The 24,751-nt window shown below is 64.7% G+C and carries 25 protein-coding genes; 16 read left to right on the forward strand and 9 right to left on the reverse strand.

Annotated features, from left to right (window positions below; genetic code table 11):
* Nucleotides 1–16 precede the first annotated feature (16 nt).
* A complete protein-coding gene (locus FGL95_RS28270) occupies nucleotides 17–1,474 on the forward strand; it encodes an oxygenase MpaB family protein (protein WP_169593680.1) in 1,458 nt (485 codons plus the stop codon).
* A gap of 75 nt (nucleotides 1,475–1,549) precedes the next feature.
* Here FGL95_RS28270 and FGL95_RS32545 read toward each other — a convergent pair whose 3' ends face one another.
* Nucleotides 1,550–1,780, reverse strand: coding sequence for a hypothetical protein (locus tag FGL95_RS32545; protein WP_240963382.1), 231 nt, complete (start codon nucleotides 1,778–1,780; stop codon nucleotides 1,550–1,552).
* On the opposite strand from FGL95_RS32545, the gene FGL95_RS32550 reads away from it, so the two are divergent.
* From FGL95_RS32550 to FGL95_RS33285, 3 genes are all read left to right on the forward strand, one after another.
* Entirely contained in the window at nucleotides 1,688–1,885 is a 198-nt protein-coding gene (locus FGL95_RS32550) for a 2Fe-2S iron-sulfur cluster-binding protein (protein WP_338080072.1), read from the forward strand. The genes FGL95_RS32545 and FGL95_RS32550 overlap by 93 nt on opposite strands.
* A 51-nt stretch (nucleotides 1,886–1,936) precedes the next feature.
* Nucleotides 1,937–3,562: a flavin-containing monooxygenase gene (locus FGL95_RS28280; protein ID WP_169593681.1), complete on the forward strand. Its 1,626-nt coding sequence runs from the start codon at nucleotides 1,937–1,939 to the stop codon at nucleotides 3,560–3,562.
* Nucleotides 3,563–3,628: 66 nt separating this feature from the next.
* Complete coding sequence (locus tag FGL95_RS33285; protein WP_476726950.1) at nucleotides 3,629–4,237, forward strand: hypothetical protein; 609 nt, start codon at nucleotides 3,629–3,631, stop codon at nucleotides 4,235–4,237.
* A gap of 424 nt (nucleotides 4,238–4,661) precedes the next feature.
* On the opposite strand, the gene FGL95_RS28290 is transcribed toward FGL95_RS33285, so the two are convergent.
* Together FGL95_RS28290 and FGL95_RS28295 are read right to left on the reverse strand one after the other, a co-directional pair.
* Nucleotides 4,662–6,785 carry a tyrosine-type recombinase/integrase gene (locus FGL95_RS28290; RefSeq protein WP_338080064.1) on the reverse strand — a complete coding sequence of 708 codons (2,124 nt, stop codon included), beginning with the start codon at nucleotides 6,783–6,785 and terminating at the stop codon, nucleotides 4,662–4,664.
* Nucleotides 6,782–7,894, reverse strand: a complete 1,113-nt coding sequence (locus FGL95_RS28295) for a tyrosine-type recombinase/integrase (RefSeq protein ID WP_338080065.1) — start codon at nucleotides 7,892–7,894, stop codon at nucleotides 6,782–6,784. The genes FGL95_RS28290 and FGL95_RS28295 overlap by 4 nt, the downstream gene beginning before the upstream one ends.
* A 113-nt stretch (nucleotides 7,895–8,007) precedes the next feature.
* On the opposite strand from FGL95_RS28295, the gene FGL95_RS28300 reads away from it, so the two are divergent.
* The 4 genes from FGL95_RS28300 to FGL95_RS28315 are packed head-to-tail and all read left to right on the forward strand — an operon-like array spanning nucleotide 8,008 to nucleotide 10,019.
* On the forward strand, nucleotides 8,008–8,238 hold the full coding sequence (locus FGL95_RS28300; RefSeq protein WP_169593684.1) for a hypothetical protein: 231 nt from the start codon (nucleotides 8,008–8,010) through the stop codon (nucleotides 8,236–8,238).
* A 45-nt stretch (nucleotides 8,239–8,283) separates the two neighbouring features.
* The gene (locus tag FGL95_RS28305; RefSeq protein ID WP_169593686.1) at nucleotides 8,284–8,487 is read left to right on the forward strand and encodes a CsbD family protein; all 204 of its coding nucleotides are present in this window, start codon (nucleotides 8,284–8,286) and stop codon (nucleotides 8,485–8,487) included.
* A 12-nt stretch (nucleotides 8,488–8,499) separates the two neighbouring features.
* A complete protein-coding gene (locus FGL95_RS28310; protein ID WP_338080066.1) occupies nucleotides 8,500–8,931 on the forward strand; it encodes a DoxX family protein in 432 nt (143 codons plus the stop codon).
* Nucleotides 8,928–10,019 (forward strand): saccharopine dehydrogenase family protein, encoded by a 1,092-nt coding sequence (locus FGL95_RS28315; RefSeq protein WP_169593688.1) that lies wholly within the window; start codon nucleotides 8,928–8,930, stop codon nucleotides 10,017–10,019. Before FGL95_RS28310 ends, FGL95_RS28315 begins: the two co-directional genes overlap by 4 nt.
* A 3-nt stretch (nucleotides 10,020–10,022) precedes the next feature.
* Here FGL95_RS28315 and FGL95_RS28320 read toward each other — a convergent pair whose 3' ends face one another.
* Both FGL95_RS28320 and FGL95_RS28325 read right to left on the reverse strand, forming a co-directional pair.
* Nucleotides 10,023–10,763, reverse strand: a complete 741-nt coding sequence (locus FGL95_RS28320; RefSeq protein WP_240963364.1) for a crotonase/enoyl-CoA hydratase family protein — start codon at nucleotides 10,761–10,763, stop codon at nucleotides 10,023–10,025.
* Between the two features lie 2 nt (nucleotides 10,764–10,765).
* Entirely contained in the window at nucleotides 10,766–11,383 is a 618-nt protein-coding gene (locus tag FGL95_RS28325; RefSeq protein WP_338080067.1) for a TetR/AcrR family transcriptional regulator, read from the reverse strand.
* A gap of 118 nt (nucleotides 11,384–11,501) precedes the next feature.
* On the opposite strand from FGL95_RS28325, the gene FGL95_RS33045 reads away from it, so the two are divergent.
* Nucleotides 11,502–13,148, forward strand: coding sequence for an FUSC family protein (locus tag FGL95_RS33045; RefSeq protein ID WP_169593691.1), 1,647 nt, complete (start codon nucleotides 11,502–11,504; stop codon nucleotides 13,146–13,148).
* On the opposite strand, the gene FGL95_RS28335 is transcribed toward FGL95_RS33045, so the two are convergent.
* The gene (locus FGL95_RS28335; protein WP_338080068.1) at nucleotides 13,140–13,949 is read right to left on the reverse strand and encodes an enoyl-CoA hydratase/isomerase family protein; all 810 of its coding nucleotides are present in this window, start codon (nucleotides 13,947–13,949) and stop codon (nucleotides 13,140–13,142) included. The genes FGL95_RS33045 and FGL95_RS28335 overlap by 9 nt on opposite strands.
* Before the next feature lie 83 nt (nucleotides 13,950–14,032).
* Between FGL95_RS28335 and FGL95_RS28340 the strand changes: the two genes are divergently transcribed.
* Nucleotides 14,033–14,494: a GtrA family protein gene (locus FGL95_RS28340; RefSeq protein WP_169593692.1), complete on the forward strand. Its 462-nt coding sequence runs from the start codon at nucleotides 14,033–14,035 to the stop codon at nucleotides 14,492–14,494.
* Here FGL95_RS28340 and FGL95_RS28345 read toward each other — a convergent pair.
* Nucleotides 14,491–15,084 carry a DUF8020 domain-containing protein gene (locus FGL95_RS28345; RefSeq protein ID WP_169593694.1) on the reverse strand — a complete coding sequence of 198 codons (594 nt, stop codon included), beginning with the start codon at nucleotides 15,082–15,084 and terminating at the stop codon, nucleotides 14,491–14,493. The genes FGL95_RS28340 and FGL95_RS28345 overlap by 4 nt on opposite strands.
* Before the next feature lie 133 nt (nucleotides 15,085–15,217).
* Between FGL95_RS28345 and FGL95_RS28350 the strand changes: the two genes are divergently transcribed.
* Nucleotides 15,218–16,489: an NAD(P)/FAD-dependent oxidoreductase gene (locus tag FGL95_RS28350; protein WP_169593696.1), complete on the forward strand. Its 1,272-nt coding sequence runs from the start codon at nucleotides 15,218–15,220 to the stop codon at nucleotides 16,487–16,489.
* Between the two features lie 34 nt (nucleotides 16,490–16,523).
* Here the strand turns inward: FGL95_RS28350 and FGL95_RS28355 are convergent, their stop codons facing one another.
* Both FGL95_RS28355 and FGL95_RS28360 read right to left on the reverse strand, forming a co-directional pair.
* Nucleotides 16,524–17,087, reverse strand: coding sequence for a hypothetical protein (locus FGL95_RS28355; RefSeq protein ID WP_169593698.1), 564 nt, complete (start codon nucleotides 17,085–17,087; stop codon nucleotides 16,524–16,526).
* A 93-nt stretch (nucleotides 17,088–17,180) separates the two neighbouring features.
* The gene (locus tag FGL95_RS28360; protein ID WP_420838097.1) at nucleotides 17,181–17,852 is read right to left on the reverse strand and encodes a TetR/AcrR family transcriptional regulator; all 672 of its coding nucleotides are present in this window, start codon (nucleotides 17,850–17,852) and stop codon (nucleotides 17,181–17,183) included.
* 133 nt (nucleotides 17,853–17,985) lie between these two features.
* Between FGL95_RS28360 and FGL95_RS28365 the strand changes: the two genes are divergently transcribed.
* Genes FGL95_RS28365 through secA2 form a run of 5 tightly spaced genes read left to right on the forward strand, consistent with a single transcriptional unit; the run spans nucleotide 17,986 to nucleotide 24,744 of the window.
* Nucleotides 17,986–18,789: an SDR family NAD(P)-dependent oxidoreductase gene (locus tag FGL95_RS28365; RefSeq protein ID WP_169593699.1), complete on the forward strand. Its 804-nt coding sequence runs from the start codon at nucleotides 17,986–17,988 to the stop codon at nucleotides 18,787–18,789.
* A gap of 39 nt (nucleotides 18,790–18,828) precedes the next feature.
* A complete protein-coding gene (locus tag FGL95_RS28370) occupies nucleotides 18,829–19,947 on the forward strand; it encodes a DUF5938 domain-containing protein (RefSeq protein WP_169593701.1) in 1,119 nt (372 codons plus the stop codon).
* Entirely contained in the window at nucleotides 19,948–21,474 is a 1,527-nt protein-coding gene (locus FGL95_RS28375) for an acyl-CoA synthetase (RefSeq protein ID WP_169593703.1), read from the forward strand.
* Between the two features lie 31 nt (nucleotides 21,475–21,505).
* Nucleotides 21,506–22,414, forward strand: a complete 909-nt coding sequence (locus tag FGL95_RS28380) for a serine/threonine-protein kinase (RefSeq protein WP_338080069.1) — start codon at nucleotides 21,506–21,508, stop codon at nucleotides 22,412–22,414.
* Complete coding sequence (gene secA2, locus FGL95_RS28385; RefSeq protein WP_169593705.1) at nucleotides 22,414–24,744, forward strand: accessory Sec system translocase SecA2; 2,331 nt, start codon at nucleotides 22,414–22,416, stop codon at nucleotides 24,742–24,744. The genes FGL95_RS28380 and secA2 overlap by 1 nt, the downstream gene beginning before the upstream one ends.
* Nucleotides 24,745–24,751: the final 7 nt, after the last annotated feature.

Genomic DNA, 24,751 nt, shown 5'->3' on the forward strand with positions numbered 1-24,751 from the left:
CGAAAGACGGGGCGCAATGACGCGTGCAGACGAGCAGTCCACGGACCTGGTATCGCCGGACACGGCGACGGGCGCGGTGACACCCGACCGCCATCGCTACGAGTACTACTACCGACCCGGCATGGAGCCGAGGCCGCTGCCGGCGCGTGCGGCGCCGTCGCCGGCGTGGCTGCCGGTGCGGCGATTTCTCGCCGGGCAGTGGGTGGACCACGAAATCGGGCTGACCCCCCACGAGACGCCCATGACACGGCTACTGGCCGATCATCTATGGCAGGGCGACGAGCTGATGGACTCGGTGGTGCTGATGTTCCGTCGCGTCGGGCCTGCACAGGGGCGACAAATGCTCGATCAGGCACTCGATCACGGCATCGACACGGTGGTCGACCCACCGGCGGAACTGGTGGCCTTGTTCGACCAACTCGACAACCCGCCGCCATGGCACGACCCTGCCGAGTGGGAGCGCGGCCGAATCACCTGGCGCAGCTCCTCGCTGCTGGCCAAGTTCGGCATGCTCGCCATCGACGGCGCCTACACCACCATGGGCGACGATGTGTCCACGGCGACCGGATCGACCGGCTGGTTCGCCCAGAACAGCATGATCCGCGGCCGAGATTCTGTCGCCTGGTTCGCCAGCCTGGCACTACCCGGCTCGATGGACCGATTCGCCGAGCCCTTCAAGAACACCGTCCGGGTCCGGTTGATGCATTCACAAGTTCGGTTCGGGATCCGCCAATCCTGGGACACCGATACCTTCGGCAGGCGTGCGGACCCGATCTCGAACTCAGCCATGGCGGGCGGACTCGGGGCGTTCGGACTCAGCCCCCTGGTCATCGACCGACGCCTCGGGCGCAAGATCAGCGAGCAAGACTTGGACGAGGTCACCAAATTCTTCGCCTACATCCTCTACATCTTCGGCGTCTCCGACGAGATTCTCGCCAAGAACGTACGCGACGCCATGGCGAACACCGAGTACATCGCGTCCCTGGGCGGCCGGGGAAAGACCGAATATTCCGCCGAGCTCAACGGTGCTTTTCACCAACTGCTGTCGGATCTACCGCGGGTGCTGTTGGGGCCGCGCGGTGGCAAGCTGGTCGAACTCGCCGTGCTGCCGCTGTTCTGGGGATTCTTCAACTACCTGGTGGGTGAGCAATTGCTGCAGGAGGTGCTGCGTGCCCGTCCCAGCGGGGAAATGGGAGCCACTCGGCTGAAGATCATGACAGTGCTCGGAACCGGAGCCGCGGCTATAGGAGCCAGGACTCTCGGGTTCCTGGACCGGCTACCGGGAGCAACCAGACGCAGGGAGCGTGCTGCTGCGCAAGGCGACCGTGCGCTCAACGTCACGCTGAAGCTCCTCGCGGTCGCACTCGAACGACACGATGCCGAATCCCGGGCCGCGGCGTCGATCGAACCGGACTTCTCCGGCCACGACTACACCAACTCTGCGGCAAACGGCACCTTCGCCACAATCAGCTGACCGATCCGGGAAACATCGGAAGTGCTGTCTTCACTATGGTCCCGCGTGTCGACGCGCCGGCAGTCGCCTCGTTCGTCAACGCGGCCGAGCGCGCCCGCCGGAACACAACCCAGTCCCGGCGGCGCCCGCTCGGGGGCTCGCAGTTTCGAGGTCGAACTCCGTAATTCCGGTGTGGTCGTCCAGGTGCCCGCCGGGACGTCGATCCTGGACGCGATCACACGGCACGGTGTCCTCGCTCCTTCGCATTGTCGACGCGGCGTCTGCGGCACCTGCCAAACCACCGTCCTCACCGGCGAGATCGATCACCGCGATCTCGTCCTGACGACAGAACAACGAGCACGAGGCAACGCCATGATGATCTGCGTGTCCCGGGCCGCACCCGGATGTGACCGCATCGTTCTCGATTTATGAACCCGGCGAACGCCTTTCGGTGACCAGCCTGCTACCACGCATAGGAAATCAATGACACAACGCACGAGAACGAGCCCCACACAGGTTGCTCCCACACAGCGCCCACCGGACCATCACGTGGTGATCATCGGCGCAGGGCTCAGCGGCATCGGAACCGCAATCGAGCTGCAACGCAACGGCATACACGACATCGTGCTGCTCGAACGCGCCTCCGACATCGGCGGCACCTGGCGGGACAACACCTACCCCGGTGTGGGAGTCGACATTCCCGCCCATGCCTATCAATTCTCCTACGAGATGAACCCGGAATGGTCGCGTGTCTTCGCCAAAGGCCACGAAGTCAAGACCTACATCGATCACCTCGCCGACCACTACGGCCTGCGCGCCTCGATCCGATTGAACCGCGACGTGACCAACAGACAGTGGGACGAAGCCGCTCACCTCTGGCGGCTCACGGTTTCCGGGCGCGAGATCACGGCGCGATATGTCATCAGCGCGGTCGGCTGCTTCCCGGAACCGAAACCGCCCACCATCGAGGGCCTCGACGAGTTCACCGGCCCGATCCTGCGCTCCGCCTCCTGGGATCACAGCATCCCGCTCGACGGCAAACGGGTGGCCGTCGTCGGCACCGGCGCGAGTGCAGTGCAGCTCGTTCCCGAAATCGCGCCGCTGGTGGCCCATTTGGACGTCTATCAACGCACGCCGATCTGGATCGCTCCCAAACTGGACTTCCCGGTCCCCGAACTCGTCAAGACCCTGTTCCGTCGGATTCCGATGACCGAGCGCGCGACCTGGACACTATCCACCGAGGCCGTCGAAGCCTTTCTGATCGGATTCGGCCTCAGCCAAGCCCGTACCAAGCACGTCCTCCGTCCGGGCAGCCGGCTGATGCGCGACATCTGGTACCGATTGCAGGTCGCCGACGACCGGACCCGCCGCGCGCTCACACCCACCTACGACTTCGGCTGCAAACGCCCCGCGGTGTCCAACACCTATCTGTCGACATTCAATCGCGGCAACGTCGACCTGGTCACCGACCCGATCGAACGCGTCTCCGCGACCGGAATCGTCACGACCGACGGAGTCCATCGCCCCGCCGACGTTCTTGTGCTCGCCACCGGCTTCCGCACCGCAACCGACCCGGAGGTCTACCGGCGCACACCGCTGCGCGGTCGCGACGGGTTCGACCTCGCCGACTACTTCGCCAACAACCGCGCCCGCTCCTACGAAGGCATCGCGATTCCGGGACTGCCGAACTACTTCATGGTGTTCGGACCCTACGGCTGGGTCGGCGGCACCTGGCACCAACTCGTCGAAACCGCCTCGACCCACATCGCCCGCGTCCTCACAGAAGCCCAACAACGCGGTGCCACCGCCGTCGAAGTCCGCGAGCACGCAGCCGACACCTGGACACGATGGGCCGCCGATCGGATGACCCACTCGGTTTGGGCACCCGGAAGCTGCCAAACAGCCAACAGCTACTACTTCGACCAGTTCGGTGAAAACACCTTCCTGCGTCCGGCCACCGCACGCCACGCACGCACCTCCGCGCACACCTTCGCCCTCGACGACTACCAATTCGAATGCACAAAAGCACCGTCGAAGTCATCACGTCCGAAGGATGGCTGCGCACCGGCGATATCGGCCGCCTCGACGACACCGGCCACCGCTACGTAGAGGACCGCATCAAGGACATGATTACGACGCGATGGCGAAACGTCCGCGGCCCGGAGCGAACGCGTCCTGCTCGCACATCCAGCCGTGCTCGACGCCGCGACAACCAGTGGGCCGGACAAGAATCGGGGCGAGTCCGTCAAGGCGCTCGCCAGGTCATCGTGGACGCCCCAGACGGCCCCGCGCAGCGACATGGTGGTCGATATTCTCGCCCACACGCGTGCTCGCCTCGCCGCCTACGAAGTTCCGCCGGTCGATCCGGTCGCGATGACCCACGCAGCGAGGCGAAGATTCTCAAAAAGCATCTGCGAGAACCATATTGGGATGCCCGGACGCCCGCGCGGGGTCTGCGACCCCCTATCGCGCGGTCGAGTCACTCATTCCGTTGAGTTGCGAGGAGGCAGCGTCATTGAGTTCTTTGTTCTAATCGCCGCCATACCGGCCTTCGCCGGGCTCGGAGTACTGACGATCGTGATCCTATTTTGGTTCGAGATACGTCGGATTGACCCAGCCCCCGGCGCGGTTAGGCCAGTCAGAAAGACGAGATCCGCTGGGGAGCACGGCACAGACGATCAGGGAACTTGCCGTCATCACGGGCGATGGTTCGACGAATACGGCCGACAGTCCGAGTCGCGGGCGCTGATCGGCAGATCCTGCCGCCACTGCAGTGCCGGATAGTACCGGTCGCGGTCGAAATCGCAGAGATGCGAATAACTACCTTGCAATAGTTTTGTTGCGGCACAATGGCTTTTGCATTTCGTCCGTAACCGTAGGCATGTCGTCTGTGCACACCACTTCGGACATCTGTGCAGATGGCTTCTGACATCCACAGCAGAAGTGCGCCAGCTTCGTCTCATTTGACTGGTACTTCTGATCATTTCAACATCCTCTGGACCGGATAACCCGACGGGTTCGCCTCGGTCTCCCGGTTGCAGCGGGCGACACGGTCCTCACCGACCCTCTTATCCGTTGATTTCTCGGCGCCTGGACCCGTCACCCCTACCTACGGGACTTTGGCGACGGCAACAGACCGCTGCGAAATCACCCCGCGTCGTAGCACGGGTTCTCGATGGGCGACTGTGAGACCTTTTCGTCGGTCGATTCAAACCGGCGTGGACCCCGGCTCGGCAAACTCGTCTAGTTCGTCGAGCAGATGTTGTAGCCGTCGGCGTGTCGCCTGGTGACGTTCGATCTCGCGGTCCCAGCCACGCTCTCGCGCGTCCTCGACGAGCTTGGTCTCGGTGGCCAGTCGCGAACGGATGCGCGGGGCATATTCGCTGCTGGTGAGGAATTTCGGACAGGTGAGCACGAGATCGCATTCACACGGCCCCTCGGCCGGCAGGCGCAGGCAGTGCCCGAGCTCTAGTTCGGTCTTCAGGAAGTTGGTTTGCAACCAGTGCACGGTCTTGTCGTCGAGCTTGTCGTGCAGTAGCGCGTCAGCGGCCGGACCGGCGATGCGGTTACCGGCAGTGAGGGCGGCCTCGTACTGACGACGGACCGCGGGATCGGAAATGCGGCTGTAGATCAGCGACATCGCCGCACTGCGGTGACCGAGGATCGCCATGATCGTCTGGATGCGCGCGCCGCCCTCGGCGAGCTGCGTGCCGACCGTGTGGCGGAATCGGTGCGCACTCACTAGCGCATTCCCGTCGGTGTCGACCAGCCCCGCGGTGGTGCACGCAGTGCGGAACGCCTCGTCGAACAGCGTTTTCGGTGACAACAGCTTGCCGCGCCGGACGAACACGTAGTCCACGACACGATCGGCGCAATCGTCGTAGCGGGCGGCGGCGCGGTGGGCACGGGCCAGATCGATCGCGTGCTGCAGCGCGGCCGCGGCGTCCGGATGCAGCGGGATGACCCGCTCGGTGTAGCCCTTGCCAACCGGGATCCGCAGCCGCGGATGCCCGTCGGGGTAGCTGTCGAGGCAATCGCAGGTCAGTCGCCGCACCTCGTCGCGGCGGGCACCCGACCAGCGCAGCACCAACATCGCGGCGCGCTGCAACGGATCGGTCAGCTGTCCCACCGCGTTCATGAGGACGTCGAGCTCATGATCTGGAAGGTAGCGCGGTACCGACTCGGGTCGTCGCGGTGTGTCCCGACCGGTCAGCAACGGCCGACCGGGGACGTCATTCCAGCCCCAGACAGCTGTTTCGCGGCAGAACGCGTTGATTATGTTGAGCTCGTACTTGACCTGGCTGCTGGACAGCGGCTGACGGGTTCTCGTGCTCAGGCAGGTGGGAAGCCACTGCATGTACCCCTCGATCAGCTTGCGATCCAATTGCGCCAGATTCGTCACCTCAGGGTGCTCGTCGGCAAGCCAGACCACCAAGCGCCGCAATGCATTCCGGGTAAGTCGTACCGTCTGTTTTCGGTCCAATCCGGCGTCGAGCCGCAATGCGAGGTAGCGTTCGACCACGTTGGCGATCGGCGACGGACACCGAACTTGCAGCAGATGCAGCGTCGACGCCCTGGGTGCCCTGGTGCCTTTGCGCGGCGGCGTCTCGACCTGGCCGACGTTGAACAACAGCGTGTGCGCGGCATGCACCTTGGCGAGGTGCTGAGCTTGAAACCGCGCCGCCGCGGCGCCGTCGACGTTCCAGCCGGACTGGTGAGCGAACAAGTCACGCCGCAACACGGTGAAGTCGTCGCGGGCCGCGAAATCGCGCACCGCCGCACCTAATTCGAATAGATCGTCGTCGGTGATCGCCGTCAGGTCGGCGTCGCCGCGGTGCAAACACAACCGGCCCAGTGCCCACATGAGGTGCTCGTGCGCCTTGGTCCGCGAGTAACCCAACTCGTCGAGCCGGTCCACCCAACGGTCGAACAGCGCGGAATCTACCCCGAGCCTGTCCCCACCGCCTCGTGGGTCGAACAGGCGCCCATACTTGCGGCCCAACAGGTAGCTGTAATCGAGCCCGATGCCCTTAACCATCGACAGATACACCAGGTAGGCGCTGGCGCGATGGGAATCGGTGCGGCCGTTGCTGCGTAGCGGCGCGGCACCTGCGTAGCCGAGGCGGTCCACCAGTGGCGCGGCGAACCATGCCTCCAGATCGGGCCACTGCTCGGTGAATCGACGATATGCGCACATCCGCCAGTACCGCGTCGTGGCGGCCGGGACATGCTGGCGAACCCATGCCTGGTACTCGCGCTCGCTGACGTGGCGACGTAACGCGAAAGTCGGAATCGCTTGTGGCGCTATCGATTGCGGCGCCGGTGCGGTCACCTTCTCGCTCCGAGCGCAGTCACGTACTCGTCGCGGACCTGTTGGTCGGAGACGCGGGTATAGATCCGTGTCGACTCCGGTGAGGCATGCCCGAGACGCTGCTGCAGCGCGAGCTCTCGCATCCCCGCTTCCCACATGGCTGTGGCGTGGGTGTGTCGGAGGGCGTGCGGGGTCTTGTCCTGGGTGCGCAACCCCAGTTTGTCGAGTCGGCGGGCGAACATACGCACCAACGCCGCGTACGACAGCGGTTCGCAGCGACGGGTGCCGGCACCGCCGACGAGGAACAGGAACGGGCTGTCCGAGTCCAGGGGCCGCTCATGCAGAACGTACCGATTGACAGCGTCGAGGGTGCGCGGCTCCAGCAGATCGACCACACGTTCGCGGCGTGACTTGCCGCGCGCGCCGCGGGGATGATCGTCTCGCTTACGCACGGTCACGCGACGCCGTCCGTAGGCGATATCGACCAGGTGCAAGCCCAGCACCTCGCCCGGTCGCAACCCGCCGTCGAGCATCAGCAACACCATCGCCATATCTCGCAGGTTCGAGATGCTGCCGAGCAAGGCCTCGACATCGTTGCCGCTCAGGGGCCGAGGCAGCCGGATCGGTAGCCGGACACGCACGTCTCGCCGAACACTTTGTTGGCGACTGGCCGCGCCCACGAACGGGCGATGACGCTCGGGCACCATCGACAGCGCGACGTCGCGTCGGCGGCGCATGGGATTCTCGCGATCGAACAGTTCAGCGATCGCTGCCCACTCGTAAAAGCTCGACAACGCAGCCAGGACTCTGGCAACGCTCGCAGGTGACATCAACCGCCCGGCGGGACCGACGCCGCTGATGCCCAGTTGCTGTCGCGGCCGCCGCACCGGGCGCGCGCGCAGCCATGTGAGCAACTCGAGCGCGTTCGCTGCACGGAACTCGCGCCAGTCCAGGTTGTCCTCGGCTAGGAACTCGAATACCAGCCGAAGGTCGTACCCGTACGCCAACGCGGTGTTGGGGCTGCCTCCCGAGTCGATCACATGCCGCAGGAACTCTGTCACTGCGGCGATCGGCATGCCGTCCGAGCCAACCAGCGCAACCGACGTCACCACGCCAGCGGTCTTGGTCACCTGCACCCGCACCATCACAGCGCACCACGTTCGAGGGGGATCGGGTCGCCGACTCGCCGGGGCTAAGGAAATCAGTTTGTCCACATAAGAGAGAGCTACAGAACAACGGGGGCGTGAACTGGGGCAGCGACTTCATCGCCATGTGCGAGGCATTCCGCCAGCACGTCCGTACAGGAACCCCGCTCGAGTTGGATGCGCTGGCGGCTGTCGACGAGGCAATCACCGCGGTTCGTGGCGGCGTATACGACCCGGATGCGATCGACGTTCTCACCGTGCAGGCCGTGGCGTGGGTGCTGGCCAATCCCGAACGGGTCGACCTGCCGACGCCGAAGTACCGGCGTTGAGGGCAAACTCAGGTTAGAAGCGGGCTAGGAGGGTATCCAGCCAGCATGAGTGGAACCGACAAGATTCGAAACAAGGTCGACGAAGTATCAGGTCGCGTGAAGCAAGAGGTGGGTCGAGCCACCGGCGACCGGAGTCTCGAAGCGCGTGGCCGCGCGAAGAAGACCGGCGCAAACCTGAAACAGGCAGGCGAGAAGATCAAGGATGCCTTCGGCTTCGGTGGCCGTCGCAGGCGGAATCGCCGAATCTGACAGTCTGGTGGAGTGACCTACAAGCGAAGATTGCGAAGCCTGGCGCAGGCTGGCCTGGGTACCGTGCTGGCGGGCGCGGGTATCGGCCACCTGACGGTGCTGCGCGAAGAGTTTCAGGCGCAAGTGCCGCCGTGGTTGCCGCTGGATGCAGACTTCGTGGTGCTCGCGTCCGGGGCCGTGGAGATCGGTCTGGGTGGAGCACTGCTCCTGACGTGGCGTCAGCCTGGCCGGGCAGCGCTGGGTGCGGCAGCCGCGGCGTTCTTCGTGGCGGTGTTCCCGGGCAATGTCGCTCAATTCGTCGAACATAGAGACGCTTTCGGACTCGACACCGACTTTGCCCGAGGTGCTCGGTTGCTGGGCCAGCCGGTGCTCGTGGCGTGGGCGCTGCTTGCGACCGACGCGTGGAAGGTCTACTCCTCGAGACAACAGAAGGAACTTCGATGACAGCTCGTATCCTGCTTTTCGGCGCGACCGGCTACACCGGCGATCTCACGGCACGCGCGTTGGTTCGTCGTGGCGCGTCGCCCGTGCTGGTAGCCCGCAGCGCCGATCGGGTGGCAAATCTCGCCGCCGAACTCGGTGGACTCGACACCGAGGTCGCCAACGCAGCCGACCCGGCATCGGTGGCCGCTGTTGTCCGTCGCGGTGATGTGCTGATCAGTACGGTCGGCCCGTTTCTCCGATTCGGCGAGCCTGCGGTGCGCGCCGCTGCCGAGGTGGGGGCGCATTACTTCGATTCGACAGGCGAGGGCCCGTTCATCAAGGACGTCTTCGACCGCTTCGGGCCGGTCGCGGAAAAGACTGGCGCTGCACTTGTTCCGGCGTTCGGCTTCGACTTCGTGCCGGGAGCGCTCGCGGGCGCGCTTGCTTTGCGTAAGGCCGGACAAGATGCGGTGACCGTCGACGTCGGCTACTTCGTGTCGCAGTTCGGTACCAGCGGCGGCACCCGGGCTTCCGTCGCGGGAGTAATGCTCGAGGAAGGCTTTGCGTTCCGGGACGGCGAGGTGCGGACCGAGCGGACCGGTCGACGTACCCGTGGTTTCGATGTGCGCGGCAAGAACATGCACGCGGTGTCCGTCCCCGGCGCCGAACACTTCACGCTTCCTGCGATCCACCCGACCCTTCGTGACGTCGGCGTATTTCTCGGCGCCCCGCAAGCACTCGCACGGGGAATGTCGGTGAGCACGCTCCTGAGCACACCGGTCCGTCGGGTCGCGCCGCTGAAGGCGATCGCGGGTGCCGTTGCGAACAAGTTCGTGACCGGTTCGAGCGGCGGACCGTCGGCCGAGCATCGGGCGAAATCGTCGGTGACGGTCGTGGCGGAGGCAACGTCGGCTACCGGGGAGATCCTCGCCACGGTCACTCTCGCCGGACCCGACCCGTACGACTTCACGGCCGATATTCTCGCCTGGGGTGCAACGACCGCGGCTGAAGGGAAGCTGCGCGGTTCGGGTGCGCTCGGACCTGTCGGCGCATTCGGGCTCGACGAGCTCGTCGAGGGCTGCGCAGCAGTGGGTCTTCGCGAGGTCTAGCGCTCAAATCGGTAGTGCGGCTTTGGTTTTCTTGACAGCGGCGCGAAGGCTGCGTTGCAGGGCGCGTCGCGCGAAGTCGACGGTGAAGATGGTGTCTTCGCCGAATTGCTGCTCACGGCGCAGGGCTTCGTCGGTGGGTAGGTCGAACGACGCGTAGGTGGCGGCCCGGTCGCCGAGCATGCACGTGTTCGGATGGCTGGCAATGAGTTCGGCTAGCTCGATCGCAGCGGTCAGTGCGGTACCGGCACGAACCGTGCGATTGACGAATCCGATCGCCTGCGCTTCGTCGACGTCGAATTCGCGGCCGGTGAGAATGAGGTCGAGTGCCCGGCCGATCCCGATGATGCGCGGGAGTCGCACGGTCCCGCCGTCGACGAGTGGGACGCCGTGCCGGCGGTCGAAGAACCCGAACTTGGCGGTGTCACCCGCGACTCGTAGGTCGCACATGGCGGCGAGTTCGAGTCCGCCTGCGACGCACCAACCTTCGATCGCGGCGACGACAGGTTTGGCGATGAGCCGGCGCGTTGGACCGAGCGGTCCGTCGTCGTGCAGATCAGGCAACCGGTTGAGATCGGCACCGGAGCAGAAGGCTTGCTCGTCGCCGTAGAGGACCGCGACCTTGGCGTCGGGGTCGGCCTCGAAGGCAGCGAACTCATGGCGCAACCGATCGGCAGTCGCGGTGTCGACGGCGTTGCGCACGAGCGGGCGGCCGATGCGGATAGTGGTGACCGGACTGTTCGACATCGTCATTTCCTGTCATCGATCTTGTTGAGCGCGGCGAAGATTCGACGGCTTCGTTGGATCATTTGGGCGGCAGACTGTTCGGGGTGCCGTAGCCACCAGCCCACGAGTGCGGTGACCGTGCTCATCCACACATCGGTCAACAACGACAGGTCGTCGGATTCGAGGTGATCCAGTTCGGCGAGCCCGGCGACACCGCGGGCGGCCTGCGCTGCAATGGTGGTCCGTACCTGACGCGCTGCGGCATCAGCCGGTCCGCCGAGGGGAGTGGTGCGGTCGTTGATGACGTTCCAGTCGTGCGGACGGGGTTGGAGCCCCGTGAAGATTGCGGCAAGTGTGTCGTCCGCCGTCTGGACCGGACCTTGGCCGGTCGAAATCGCCCGCTCGATCGGGTCGATCACATTCCGGCCTGCACGTTCGACGCATGCGACGAACAGCCCGTCCTTCGACCCGAAGTAGTTGAGTACGAGCTGTTTCGACACTTCTGCCTGAGCCGCGATGGCCGACAACGCCGCTCCCGCATAGCCGTAGCGGCCGAACTCGCCGGCGGCGGCGTCGAGAATCTGCTCTTCGCGTTGTGCGCGCGGCACACCTTTCGTTCCCGCCGCTCTGCGATCAGCCACCAGCACATCCTCTCATTTGACCGATCGGTAATTTACCAATCGGTCAACGGGGGGTCAAGCTGGGCCTGATGTCGACACTTCGCGTCGCGCAACAGACGACGTGCTGTTGAATCCAATCGTGGACTCCCCGTTGCCGGCAGTGCCTCGGCGTCGATCGCTGTTGGTCGCAACGCCCGGGACGCCCGTGCGCTGGGCCGCGGGATTGCGGTCCGCGGTGGCGTTCGGTCTTCCAGCGCTGATTTTCGTGGTCGCGGGGTACAGCCGCGAGGCGCTCATCGTGTCGGTCGGAGCGTTCGCGGTGATGTACGGCGAAGGGCGACCGTACCGTGCGCGCTGGCGGGCAGTCGTGGTTGCCGGCGCGGGTCTGGCGGCGGCAGCCGTTCTCGGCGCGGCCGTCGGCACGCAGATCGATGGCCTGTGGCCGGCGGCGGGCAAGATCGACCACTTCATCGAGGTCGCGTTGCTGTCGGTCATAGCTTGCGTTGCGGTGTTCATCGTGAGTGCGCTGCGAGCCGGACCGCCAGGTGCGTTCTTCTTCATGTTGGTCTGCGCGGTCGGCATGGGGGTTGCGCGGGCCGGCATTCCCGTCGGCACCGTTGCGGCATGCGCGGTGGTCGGAATCGTCTCGTCGGTCGTGGTGTCGATGGCTGGAATGTTGTTCGACCGCAGCGCTCCCGAGCGGGCCGCCGTAGCCAGGGCCGTCGGTGCAATCGACGCCTACGTCGAATTACGAGAGCGTGGTGAGCCTGCGGTCGCCGCCCATCGTGCTGCCGCTGCGCTGCTGCACGGAGGGTGGGTTGCCCTCTACGACGCCGGTATTCCGCAACGAGCGCCGGACTCGGACCTGGTCACGATGCTGTTGGCGAAGCATCGGCAATTCATCGGCGTCGTCGCGGCAGACCCAGCCGAACAACTCGATCCGCCGTTGCCGTTGGGGGCGGCGGGGAAGCGGTCGCGCGCCCACCGGTCGTTGACCGTGCACTCGCATGCGGCTGTCTCCGCGACGCGCGCGCTCGTTGCATCGGGAGTCGCGGGCAGCGTCGGCATCCTCCTGGACCTCGGTCGGCCCGACTGGGCCGTGATCAGCGCCGTTCTGGTTGTACACCAGGGGCCAGACCGCATAGTCGGAACGGTTCGGGGCTTACACCGTCTGGTCGGGACGGTCGTCGGTCTGGCGCTGTTCGCCGTCGCGTATCAGGTCGGCGCGACGGGAGCGGCTCTGGTGCTCCTGCTGATGGTGTTGATGTTTCTCATCGATCTGATGATCGCCCGAAACTACGGCGTTGCCGTCATGTTCATTACCCCGGTCGCGCTGCTGATCGGTGGCGTGGGCGCATCTGGCGGACCGATCGCGGCACCTATGCGAGATCGATTGATCGAGACGCTGATTGGGGTCGTCGTCGCGCTCGCGACCCTGTGGCTGGTCGTACCGCGTGCTCATCGGCACAACTTGAAATGGGCTGACGCTCGCGTCCTCGATTCGACCGCGGGCTTGCTACACGCCTTGCGGACTGAAAATCCGAATAGTGATGCAGCCCTTGTGCTTCGGCGAGACCTACAGCTCGACTTGGTGATCGACGACGAATGCGGGCACCGCGCGGTCCGTGACGAAGTCGAATGGGCCCGGCTGCACTGGTCGCGGCATACCGACACGATTCGCGTCGGCTACGACCTCCTCTTGCAATGTTGGGAGACGCCTCCCGGCGAGCTGATTGCGGACCCGGACGGGTGGGCAACACGGATCGAGAAAGCTCGCTTACAGTGATGTGGATCGGGTGCCTGCTCGTCCGGAGTCGGTCTTCTCGAAGAACTGATCGAGTAGTCCGCGCGCCTCGTCTTGGTCGACGCAGGTGTAGGAGTTCCAGCCCTCGATGCGCAGTTGATCATCGAGCGGCTTGCCGACGATTTCCAGAATCGTCTCCTTCGCCGAGCGGACGGCACGCTGCGAGTTGCGCAGGATTTGGCGGGCCAGAAGTTCGGCCTCGTCCATAAGTTGTTCGTGTGGAACGACTTTCGTCACCATGTTGCACTGGAGTGCGCGCTGCGCGTCGATCGGTTCGGCGGTGAGCACCATTTGCATCGCGACGCCGACGCCGCAGGTGTTTACGAGCCTGGTGATACCGCCGTCGCCGTGATGAAACCCGCGGCGAGCTTCGAACGAGCCCAACTTGGCGCGGTCGGAGGCCAGCCGCAGGTCGCACGCCAGGGCCAGTTCTAGTCCGCCCGCGAGTGCCCACCCGTTGACCGCGGCGATTGTGGGCTTGGTGATGCGATGAAGTCCGCGCGTGATTCCACCGAAACCGAGGTCGACGATCTCGCGGACCCGGCTCGGTGCAGCGTCGACGTAGTTGATCGGAACGTAGGTTGCGAGGTCGGCGCCGGCGCAGAACGCGTCGCCTGTTCCGGTCAGGATTGCGACGTCGACGGTATCGTCGTCGCGGAAGTCGGCCCAGATTCGGCACAGCTCTTCGTGCATCTCGGGGGTCACTGCATTCTTGGCCTCAGGCCGATTCAGCGTGATGAACGCGATCCGATCGCGCTTCGCGTATTCGATGGTCTCGATCACCGCATAATTGTGCGCCTTCGGTGCCGCGCATCACGGCACTACGGCTGTAGTAATTTCACTACAGACGTAGTAACGTGTCCTGCATGGCGAAGGCGCTGATCCAACTCATCCGGTTCGCGACCGTAGGCGGTCTGTGCAACGTCGTCTACTTCGTGATTTTCCTGTCCCTGCGTGGCGACGGCGCTCAGCTGGCGAACATGGTTGCGACGATCGTGAGCACGGCTCTGGCGAACGAGCTGCATCGCCGCCTCACCTTCCATGCCGCCGGGCGGGTCGGCTGGTTCGAGGCTCAGTGGGCAGGCGGCGGATTGGCGTTCGTCGGACTCGCGGTCAGCTCGACCGCGATCGCGCTGCTGCACTTCGCCTTTCCTGCGGTCGGCGGCGTCATGACGGGGTTGGTCGTGATCGGGGTCGGTGCAGCCGTCGGTGGAATGCGCTTCCTCGCGCTCCGGAGTTGGGTCTTCGCAGATCGCGCGGCCCCGACCGAGGTCGTGAGTCTTTTGGGAGTCCATGGACTCCCAAAAGACTCACGAGTGTTGGTCTAGAACGTTGCTAGGAAGCTGTTGACCGACGGCAGGAATCCCGGGTTGGCAGCGCCCACACCGATTGCGGCGCCGATGAATCCGCCGAGCACGGCACCGGGAATGCAGGCGGCGATCAGAACGAGGATGCAGCCGACGACGACGCCGATTGCGGTGCCGATGCCGGCTCGCACTCCGCCGTCGTTGGACCAGCCGAGCCCCCACTGGCGGACCATGTTGTCGTAGGCATCGCCACGGGCGTCGACATTCTGCAGCGCGACGGGAGTGGTTTCCGGCGTGAGGGTGAGCGTGCTTCCGGCCGGATCGATCTGGGCGGCGATCGGGAACGCGTTGCCGCGCACCGAATATGCCAGCGGCAGACTGTCGATGGTCGTCCCGACGGCGTTGACGATATCGACCGCGGTTCCCGTCGGGCTCATGCGGAATGTTCCGTTGCCGAGTGTCGTCTCGATCGACCGCCCGTCCGCGCTCTGGACCACCTGATAGCTGACGTTTGCATCGGCCGGACCCGGGTCCGCGTGCACGACGCCGGCGCAAACCGACATGGCGGCGATTGCAAATGCGGAAACCAAGGGAGCGCGATTGAGTCGCATGGGGCTCCTATCCTCGAAGGTGGCTCTGATCAGGCCGAAGGCAGTGCCAAACACTGAGGATTATGCATCCTCTGCAGGAAATTTTGTGGCGTAACGCGCGTCGGCACCGAGGTTTGGCTGGCACAGTGGAGTTATGCACCACGTAGTAATTGCAGGCGCCGGCCTCGCAGGCGTCGCATGCGCGCACGAACTCGGCCGCAAGGGATTCGACGTCCATCTGATCGACCGCAACGACTACCACCAATTTCAGCCGCTGCTCTACCAGATCGCCACGTCGCAGTTGCCTGCCGAGGATGTTGCACGGCCGTTGGCGGCGATCTTCGCGAAGCTGCCGAACGTCCGCGTCGTGCAAGACGAGATTATCGGCATGGACCTCGCCGCGCGGTCGGTCACAGTCCGCAGCGGAGCCGAGTACGTTTCCGACTACCTCGTGCTCGCCGCAGGCGCGTGCGCCAACTTCTTCGGAACGCCTGGCGCCGAACAGCATTCGTTCCCGTTGTATTCGGTGGCCGATGCCGAGCGACTTCGTCGCCATGTGCGTGGGGTGCTCGAAGGCACCGCCGGTTCGACCGACGTCGTTGTCGTCGGCGGGGGACCGACCGGTGTGGAAACGGCGGGCGCGTTCGCGGAACTCTTCAAGGCGCTCCGCACCATGAAACACCGCGGGGGCGAGGCTGAGGTCCATCTCGTCAACCATGGCAAGGCGCTGTTGGCCCCGTTCAGCGAGCGCTCACACGTCTACGCTTTCGACAAGTTGACCGCCCATGGCGTCAACGTCAAACTCGGCGTGGGAGTGACCAGCGTCGGCGCAGACGGCGTGCAGCTCAGTGACGGCTCGACGCTGACCACGCAGACAGCGATCTGGGCGGGGGGCGAATCGGCCTCGCCGATCGCACACGGCTGCGGACCGACAACCGGCCGCGGTGGGCGGCTCGATGCCGCCGCTGACCTGACGATCGAGGGCTACCCGGGCGTCTACGCGATCGGCGACGTGGCGAACATCCCCGGACCAGACGGGGCGCCGCTTCCGCAATTAGGTTCTGTTGCACAGCAATCCGGCGTGTGGGCTGCGCACAACATCGAACGTGAAGCTGCCGGCCACAACCGTAAGCCGTTCCACTACAAGGACAAAGGCATCATGGCGATGATCGGCCGCGGCGCCGCGATCGCCGAGGTGGGCGCGCACCGGCATCAGTTGGAGGGTCCGCTCGCCTTCGCCGCCTGGCTCGGTGTCCATGCGTCGCTACTCAGCGGAGCGCACAGCAAAGTCGACGCATTCATGTCGTGGGCTTGGGACTACTTCGACCGCGATCACGCCGCAATCGTCGAGTGCCACGGTGACCCGAAACGGATCGTCTGGGGTGACGACAGAAAGCCGACGATCGACGCGGCTGCCTCGTCCTAGGCAGCGCGCCGATCGTCGACTTTCGAGCTGATTGTCAGCCGCGCCGCGGTGGCTGGACCCGCGGATCAGCCTGTGGGACGTTCGTCTGTGGTGTCTGCTGGTACGGCGCCTGGGGCGTCTGCTGGAACGGCTGGCCCTTGTAGTCGTATCCCTGCAAATTCTCGTGCTGGACCTGAGGCTGGGTGTTCGGGTTGCGCTGCTGATCCCGTCGCTGATCGCGCTCACCGACATGCTGCGGTCCGCCGTTTCGGTCCCGCGGATCGATCTTTGCGGCATGTTCGAACTGCTTGTCGACCTTCGCGCGCGATGCTGCCGCTTCTTCCTGTGCCTCGCGTGCCTGCTCACGTAGGCGATTCGCCTCGGCGCCCTTCGCGGCTGCGTCGGCCTGCGCTCGTTTTGCGGCGGCGGCGGTTTCGGCCGCATCCGCTTCACGCTGCTGAACGGCCGCTGCCTCGGTCATTGCGTGTTGGCGAATGCTGTCGGCCTTTGCTGCCATGCGATCACGTCGACCGCGTCGCGAAAATGCGAACACCGCGCCGAGAATGGCAAGGACAACGACTATGGCGACGATGAGAATGATGATGGATTTGAGATCCATTGGAACTCCTTTGTCTGCTTACGTAATTAAGCAGATACCCGGTTCCCAGCCCTGCCAAACAAGTTAGCGCACAAGATCATTCGTCCGAGCGTATTACCTCGCGGGAACGACGACCTGTAGGAGAACGGTTTTGACGTTCCCGGCGAGTACCTCGCCGGCGTTCGCGTCGCCGCTGAGGTGGGCAAGCAGTGCTTGCTGAAAGAGTCCATCGAACATCGCGTACATGACCTTGGACGGCACGGCGAGCGTCGCGTTGTTCAGTTCGGCGTAGCGGGTGACGATCCGCCAGATCATGTTCTCCAGGCTGCGGTCGATTTCGGCAACGTCGGCCGAGAAGGAGTCCTCGAACATCGACTGAGCTCGCAGGTCGTACCACAGGCGGTGCATCGTTCCCTCTTCGCGGAGGGTGGCTGCCATCGCGGTTGCGAAACCCGCCTCTAGCTCGGCAGGCGTCTGCGCATTGGCGACGACATCGTCGTAGCGGGTGACGCAACGCGCCTTGTAGAACTTGACGCAATGCGTGATCAGGTCGACCTTGTCGCGGAAGTAGTAGTGCAGGACCCCGTGTGAGAATTCGGAATTCTGCGCAATCTCACGCAGACTCGTGCGGGCGTATCCCAGTTCGGACAGCGTGTGCAGGGCGGCCTCGGCAAGCTGATCTCGCCGCTCGGCGAACTTGTCGACCTGGCGGCGCGAGATCCGATCGAGCGTGCGCTCGGAGGTCTGCGTCAACTGCGTGGCGTCCTTCTGCTGGTGGTTGTGCACTTTACCTTTCGGAGTCTACGCAGGTCGCTTGACAGCTGTCCAAAAATATCTTGACAGTTGCCCAGAGAAGTCTTGACAGGCGTCCAAAATTGCACAACGCTGTGAGCCACATCACTTTCAAGGAGGCAGGCGGATGACTGTGTTTGATCTCAGCGGGCGCAAGGCATTGGTAACCGGTGGCGCGCGCGGCCTCGGGGCAGGAATGGCCGAGGCGTTGGCGAACGCCGGCGCCGCGGTGATGATCGGCGACCTGCTGGAGGCGGAAGGCAAAGCGACCGCCGACGCGATCGGAAGCAAAGGCGCGACAACGGGTTTCGTAAACCTCGACGTCACGGACGACGCCGCGTGGGAGGCGGCGATCGCAGCGACCGTCCAGGAACTCGGCGGGCTCGACATCCTGGTCAACAACGCAGGCATCGAGATCACGTCGCTTGTCGTCGACATCAACCCCGACGACGTCCGGCGCATGTGCGAGGTCAACATTCTCGGCACGGTCCTCGGTATGAAGCACGGCCTGCGCGCTATGCGGCCGGACGGCCCAGCGGGTGCCGGCGGCTCGATCATCAACATCTCGTCGGTCGCCGCGACGATCGCATTCCCGGGCATCGCCGGTTACTCCGGCACCAAATCGGCCGTCGATCGGATGACCCGGGTCGCGGCGCAGGAATCGGGCAAGCTCGGCTACGGCGTCCGCGTGAACTGTATTTACCCAGGGCTCGTCGCGACCGAGATGGGTCTCGGCCTCGCCACCGACATGGCAAAACTCGGGCTCTTCGAGAGCGTCGAGGCTGCGGTCGGCGGCGTCGTCGGCCTGACGCCCCTCGGCCGGCTGGGCGAAGTTCCGGATATGGCCGACGCCGTCGTGTTCCTCGCGTCCGATGCAGCTCGCTTCATCACCGGCACCGGCTTGCCGGTCGACGGCGGCATGGGCATGTAACTCCTGCAAAACCCTTCCAACCGAAAGGCTTTCGATACCATGAGCACAACCAAGCCCGTCGTCGTCTATGGCGTTTCCGGCTACACCGGCCGCCTCGTTTGTGAGTACTTGCGCGAGTTCAACATTCCGTTCATCGCAGCCGGGCGCGACAAGGCGCGAATGCAGGAAGTGATCGACAAGGTCCCCGGCATCGATACCGTCGAACACGAGATTGTCGAGGTCGACCATTCGGTGACTGCCCTCACCGAATTGTTCAGTGGCGCAAAAGTAGTCAGCAACATGGTAGGTCCGTTCATCAAGTACGGACCCACAGTCGTCGAGGCAGCGCTCGCTGCAGGCTGTCATTACACCGACACGACCGGCGAGCAGGACTGGATGATGGTGGCCGAGTCTGAGTACGGCGCAGGCTACGCAGAGAAGGGGCTGCTGCTCTCGCCAGGCGTAGCGCAGATGTACACGACCGGCGAGATCGCGGCGCAGATCGCGCTGGAGACGCCAGGCCTCGATACGCTCGACATCTTGGTGCTGTGGAAGGGATTTCCCACGTACGCGTCTACGCAGACCATCTTCACGATCCTCAAGGCGGACTGGTTCTACCTCGAACAGAACAACTACGTGAAGTGGGACCCGGGCTTCCACGCGGACGTCGTCGTACCAGGCCAGCACCAACTCGCGCTCGCGCTGCCCTGGGGCGGCACCGCCCACCCGGTGTGGTTCAAGAACGACCCGCGCGTGTCCAACGTCAAGGCTGTCGGGGGCGTCTTCGAGCGCTCGGTCATGGAAGGCGTCGTCCAGACGACCAAAATGTTCGAAGACGACATCAAGCCGCTGCCACCCGAGCAGCAGGAGGCAGCACTCGCCGAGATCGCAGGCTCCGTGCAGGCAGGCATGCCACCGCGCGAGAACCGGCGGGTGAACATCTCGATCGACTCGGTGTACGCATCCGGACCGCTCGGCCGCAAACACGTTGTCATCCATGGCAATCAGAACTACAAGCAGACCGGTCTGCTGCAGGCCTATGCGGCACATTCGTTGCTGCAGCAGCCACCCAAGCGGGCTGGGTTCGCCTCTGCGTGCCAGGCGTTCGGGCACCGTGAGTTGCTGGGTGCACTGAAATCCTTTGGCCTCGTGCTGGACCCAGTCATCACGGAGGGCTGAATGCGTCTGTCCGACTACCTCGACAAGGGCGCATCGCTCGGTGCCGACTCGCCGTGCCTCAGCATGGAAAACCGCACACTGAGCTATCGCGAGGTACAGGACCTTAGCCACCGGATCGCCGCAGCGTTGCGGCGATCCGGTGTCGCGCCCGGTGACAAGGTGGCCATCCTCTCCGGCAACGACCCGATAGCGTTCACATGCGTTTTCGGAATCAGCCGGGCAGGCGCGGTGTGGTGCCCGGTGAATCCCCGCAACGAGGCGGCCGAAAATCGGGAGTTGTTGGAGCTCTTCGACTGTCGTGCGTTGATCTACAAGGGCGCCTACCAGCCGCTGGTCGACAAGATCGCACCAGATTTACCTGCGCTGACCACGCTCGTGTGCCTGGATGCCGACGCGCCGGACGCGCTCGGTTTCGAACAGTGGATCGCAGCGGAGTCCGGACCCGTCGAAGAGACGGTGATCGACGATGTCGCGTTGCTGGTCGGCACCGGTGGGACAACCGGAAAACCCAAGGGCGTCATGCTGACCGGGCGCAACATCGAAACGATGACAGCACTGACGCTGATGGGGTACCCGTTCGAGGGCCGCCCGGTCTACCTTGCGCTGGCGCCGCTCACACACGCGGCAGGTGTGCTGTGCTTCCCGATTCTCGCGCTCGGTGGGCAAATTGTGATCATGCCCAAACCCGATCTTGCGGAGTTCCTTTCGCTGGTCGAGCGCCACAGCGTGACCCACACGTTCCTGCCGCCGACGCTGATCTACATGCTGCTGGAACATCCTGCGCTGGCGTCGACGAATCGTGACTCGCTGCAATGCTTCTGGTACGGGGCGGCACCGATGTCGCCGGCCAGGCTGGAAGAGGCCTTGTGGCGAATCGGGCCGGTGATGGCGCAGCTGTTCGGGCAGAGCGAAGCGCCGATGATGGTGTCGATGCTGCCACCGAAGGAGCATTTCGATGCCGACGGCGGCGTCGCACGGTCGCGATTGTCGTCCGCCGGTCGGCCTGCGCCGCTGGTGACGGTCGCGATCATGGACAAGTCCGGAAACCTGCTGCCGACGGGGGAGCGGGGCGAGGTGGTGGTGCGCAGTTCACTGGTTATGGCCGGCTACTACAAGAACCCGACCGCCACCGCGGAGGCATCGGCCTTCGGTTGGCATCACACGGGCGACATCGGCTACCTCGACGAGGAGAACTACCTCTACATCGTGGACCGCGCCAAGGACATGATCATCACGGGCGGCTTCAACGTCTACTCGGTGGAAGTGGAGCAGGCACTGCTTGCCCACCCGGACATCCAGGACTGCGGGGTGATCGGTCTGCCCGACGACAAGTGGGGCGAGCGCGTCGTCGCCGTCGTGCAGCCGCATGCCGGTCATACCGTGGTGCCCGACGACGTCATCGTGTTCGTCAAAGGACGCATCGGGAGTGTCAAAGCGCCGAAGGAAATCATCGTCTGGCCGGACCTGCCGCGATCGAAGGTGGGCAAGGTGTTGAAGAACGAAATCAAAGGTCGCTTGACCGGGTAGCAACCGGACATTTCGGCTCTACTGTTGTCTGGTGTTGCTCGCACCCGGTGACCGGTTCGCGGGCTTCGTCGTGGCGTCGCTGCTCGGTGAAGGCGGGAGCAGCCTGGTCTATCGTGCCGACGAACCCAGCGCGGGGCGCGAAGTGGCGCTCAAGGTGCTCAAGGCCGAGGCGATGCAATCGGGACCTGCGAGGGAGCGATTCCGGCGTGAGTTCGAGATTGCGCACAGCCTGCACCACCCGAACATCGTCGAGATGTTCGCCAACGGTGCGGAGGCGGGTTCGCTGTGGCTCACCATGAAACCGGTCCCCGGCGTCGCGGCGACAAAGTTGGTGCCGACGAGGCGATCCGAGCCCGATGTCGCAACCCTGCTCGCCATGCTGGAACCGATCGCGGCGTGCCTCGACTTCGCCCACGCGGCCGGTGTGGTGCACCGCGACGTGAAGCCGTCGAACATCCTCGTCTGCGTCAGCGACCCGGCGGCTTCGGTGCTCACCGACTTCGGCATCGCGCGACGGCTCGACGACCCACGTCAACGCGGTCGCTACGGGTACGTGCTGGGTTCGATGCCGTACATCGCGCCCGAGGTACTGAAGGCGGAATCGCTGTACCCGAGCACCGACCAATACTCACTGGCGTGCTCGATCGTCGAATTTCTGACCGGCAGACCGCCGTTCCCGTACTCGACGCGGTTCGCCATCGCCGACGCCCACCGCTCGTTCCCGCCGCCGCGGTTGTCGGCGCGGCGAAAGTGGATTCCACGCAGCGTCGATGCCGTCGTGGCGAAGGCGCTCGCGAAGGATCCGTTCGATCGTTACGAGACGTGCACACAGTTGGTCGACCTGCTGACGGACCTGCGCGACGTCGTACCGGCTCCGCCGCGCACGCTGCGCCGCCGCCTCGAGGTTGGCGCGAAGCGCGTGCGTGGAACACTTGAGTGATGTCGAATCGAAAGGGAATCGCCGCGCGACTGCGGCGACTCACCGACCGCACTGCGAGCGTCGACCTCACGCGGTACACGAAACTGTTGCCCGCGATCGGCGAGCGCGAAGCAGATCTTCGCAAGCTGTCCGACGAGGAGCTCGGTGCTGCCGCTCAGCATCTGCGGGAGTCTGTCGACGACAAGGGCTGGTTGACCGACATGTGTGCGCTCGGTCGCGAGGCCGCCGACCGTGCGATCGGCGAACGCCCCTTCGACGTGCAGCTGTTGGGCGCGATGGGTGTGCTCTCCGGCCACGTCGTCCAGATGGCGACCGGCGAGGGTAAGACGCTCGTCGGCGCGATCGCGGCAGCTGGATATGCATTGCGCGGCAACCATGTTCACGTTGTCTCGGTCAACGACTACCTCGCACGACGCGACGCCGAGTGGATGCGCCCGGTGTACGACCTGCTTGGCGTGACCGTCGGGTTCGTCGAGGAATCGAGCACCCACGATGAGCGGCGTGCCGCCTACGAGTGCGAAGTGACCTACGGCGCGGTCAGCGAGATCGGCTTCGACGTCCTGCGCGACCGCCTCGTCGTCGTCCCGGGGGACGAGGTGGCCCCGCACCCGGAGGTCGCCATCATCGACGAGGCGGATTCGGTGCTCATCGACGAAGCGCGGGTCCCGCTGGTGTTGGCCGGGTCCGTCGATCCGGGCGTTGCGCACGTCGAGATTGCCAACATCGTTCGGCGGCTCCGCCCCGGCCAGCACTACGAACTCGACCCCGACCGTCGTAACGTCTGGTTGACGCCGCTGGGTGAGTCCGAGGTCGAGACCGCGCTGGGCGGGGTCAACCTTTACGACGATTCCGGCTCGGACCGCTTGGCGTCGGTCAACCTCGCGCTGCACGCGGAAGCGCTGCTCACGCGCGACGTGGACTACCTGGTCCGTAACGGTGCCGTGCAGTTGATCAACCAGTCGCGTGGGCGAGTGGCCGTCCTGCAGCGTTGGCCCGACGGACTGCAAGCTGCCGTGGAGGCGAAGGAACAGCTACCGCCGTCGGACAGCGGCGAGATTCTGGATTCGAGCACGGTGCAGGCCTTGATCGCCCGCTACCCAACGGTGGCCGGCATGACGGGAACCGCTGTCGCCGTTGCCGATACGTTGCGTGAGTTCTACGAGCTCGAGGTAGCGGTGATCCCGACGGATCAGGAGAACATCCGCATCGACGAGCCCGACCGCATCTTCACGACCACCGAAAAGAAGCTGGCTGCGATCGTCGCCGAGATCGAACGAGTTCATGCCGACGGTCGGCCGATTTTGATCGGTACGCAGGACGTCGCCGAATCGGAGGCGCTCGCGGAGCTGTTGCTGCAAGCGGGACTGAAAGCCGCTGTGCTCAATGCGCGTAACGATGCCGAGGAAGCAAAGATCATCGCCGAGGCAGGCGCGCCGTCCGCGATCACGGTCTCGACGCAAATGGCCGGTCGTGGCACCGATATCAAACTCGGCGGTCACACAGGCGCCGGGCCTGAGTACGACGACGTCGTCTCCCGTGGCGGCCTCTACGTGATCGGTACAGCGAGATATCAGAGCAGTCGGCTCGACGATCAGCTTCGTGGCCGCGCAGGCAGGCAAGGTGACCCGGGCGGAAGCGTCTTCTTCGCGAGCCTCGAAGACGAGTTGGTGCTCATGGGAGCACCGGATGTCCCGAAAGGTGTCGTCGCCGACGAGGACGGCGAGGTCAGCGATCGGCGAGTGCCGCCGCACGTCGATCATGCGCAGCGGGTGCTCGAAGGCGTCAACCTCGAGATTCATCGCAACACGTGGCGCTACACCCGCCTGATCGAGCGTCAGCGCGACGACCTGCTGGAGTTCCGCGATGCCGCGCTCAACGGTGACGCTGCTGCCGAGCTGATGCGCGCCGAGGCTGCGGACCACTATGCGAAGCTCGAAAAAGAGCTCGAAGACGGCTCGTTGGAACAGATTTGCCGCGAGATTCTTCTGTTCCAGGTCGACCGTATGTGGGCGGATCACCTCGCCTTCCTCGCCGACGTCCGCGACAGTATTCACCTGCGCGCGCTCGGCAAGGAGACGCCGATCGACGAGTTCCACCGCGCCGCGATCCCCGAGTTCCACAAGATCGTCGACGAAGCGAAAGCGCAAGCGGTGCAGACGTTCTCCGAGCTACAGGTGACGGACGGCAAGGTCGACCTCGAGGCGGCCGGTGTGCTGAAACCATCGTCGACGTGGACGTACATGGTCCACGACAACCCATTCGACGCGAGTGTCGGGCACGCACTGGCGGGGATGCGAAGTGCTTTGCGGAAACGATTCGGCCGACGGTAAGGAGCAG

The sequence above is a fragment of the Antrihabitans stalactiti genome (genome assembly GCF_012932915.1).
Taxonomy (GTDB): Bacteria; Actinomycetota; Actinomycetes; order Mycobacteriales; family Mycobacteriaceae; genus Antrihabitans; species Antrihabitans stalactiti.

What these genes read in the sequence shown, in the direction of transcription:
- FGL95_RS28270 (WP_169593680.1), top strand. Translation starts at nt 17, where the DNA reads ATGACGCGTGCAGACGAGCAGTCCACGGACCTGGTATCGCCGGACACG.
- FGL95_RS28280 (WP_169593681.1), top strand. Translation starts at nt 1,937, where the DNA reads ATGACACAACGCACGAGAACGAGCCCCACACAGGTTGCTCCCACACAG.
- FGL95_RS28305 (WP_169593686.1), top strand. Translation starts at nt 8,284, where the DNA reads ATGAGTGGAACCGACAAGATTCGAAACAAGGTCGACGAAGTATCAGGT.
- FGL95_RS28315 (WP_169593688.1), top strand. Translation starts at nt 8,928, where the DNA reads ATGACAGCTCGTATCCTGCTTTTCGGCGCGACCGGCTACACCGGCGAT.
- FGL95_RS28320 (WP_240963364.1), bottom strand. Translation starts at nt 10,763, where the DNA reads ATGTCGAACAGTCCGGTCACCACTATCCGCATCGGCCGCCCGCTCGTG.
- FGL95_RS28340 (WP_169593692.1), top strand. Translation starts at nt 14,033, where the DNA reads ATGGCGAAGGCGCTGATCCAACTCATCCGGTTCGCGACCGTAGGCGGT.
- FGL95_RS28345 (WP_169593694.1), bottom strand. Translation starts at nt 15,084, where the DNA reads ATGCGACTCAATCGCGCTCCCTTGGTTTCCGCATTTGCAATCGCCGCC.
- FGL95_RS28350 (WP_169593696.1), top strand. Translation starts at nt 15,218, where the DNA reads ATGCACCACGTAGTAATTGCAGGCGCCGGCCTCGCAGGCGTCGCATGC.
- FGL95_RS28355 (WP_169593698.1), bottom strand. Translation starts at nt 17,087, where the DNA reads ATGGATCTCAAATCCATCATCATTCTCATCGTCGCCATAGTCGTTGTC.
- FGL95_RS28365 (WP_169593699.1), top strand. Translation starts at nt 17,986, where the DNA reads ATGACTGTGTTTGATCTCAGCGGGCGCAAGGCATTGGTAACCGGTGGC.
- FGL95_RS28370 (WP_169593701.1), top strand. Translation starts at nt 18,829, where the DNA reads ATGAGCACAACCAAGCCCGTCGTCGTCTATGGCGTTTCCGGCTACACC.
- FGL95_RS28375 (WP_169593703.1), top strand. Translation starts at nt 19,948, where the DNA reads ATGCGTCTGTCCGACTACCTCGACAAGGGCGCATCGCTCGGTGCCGAC.
- secA2 (WP_169593705.1), top strand. Translation starts at nt 22,414, where the DNA reads ATGTCGAATCGAAAGGGAATCGCCGCGCGACTGCGGCGACTCACCGAC.